Source organism: Methanosarcina spelaei, from assembly GCF_002287235.1.
Lineage (GTDB): Archaea > Halobacteriota > Methanosarcinia > Methanosarcinales > Methanosarcinaceae > Methanosarcina > Methanosarcina spelaei.
Window position 1 is genome coordinate 1 of sequence record NZ_LMVP01000377.1, and the last position, 583, is coordinate 583.

Genomic DNA, 583 nt, shown 5'->3' on the forward strand with positions numbered 1-583 from the left:
TAAAAGAAATGGGTTTTGAGGGAGGAAAAACCATAGTCAAGGACTTCGTACAAAAAGTCCGACCTGAGCAGGAAACCCCTGCCATACTTCGCTATGAAACAAAACCAGGTGTACAGGCTCAGGTTGACTGGGGAGAGTTAGGAACAGTTGAGGTTGATGGAAAGGTAAAGAAACTCTTTTGCTTTAACATGATTCTTGGATATTCCAGAATGAGATATGTTGAATTTACACTGAACATAGACACTCCCACTCTTATTCAGTGTCATCTGAATGCTTTTGAGTACTTTGGAGGATTTACACAGGAGATTCTCTATGATAACATGAAACAGGTTGTTATCAAAAGAGCCTTAAAATCATCAGATTCTGAATGGAACTCACAGTTTGAGGATTTCTTCAAATGCTTTGGTTTTATTCCACGGTTATGCAGACCATATAGACCTCAGACAAAAGGCAAGATTGAAAATACGGTAGGTTACGTCAAGAGGGATTTTTTCCTTGGAAGACAGTTTACCTCTCTCGAAGACCTGAACGCCCAAGTTAACAGGTGGTTGGAAAGGGTAAATTCAACTGTCCACGGAACAAC

At 40.3% G+C, this 583-nt stretch carries 1 protein-coding gene; it reads left to right on the forward strand.

The features are described 5' to 3' along the window. A partial coding sequence (gene istA / locus ASJ81_RS14870) for an IS21 family transposase (RefSeq protein ID WP_141241754.1) occupies positions 1–583 on the forward strand: 583 nt, incomplete at both ends.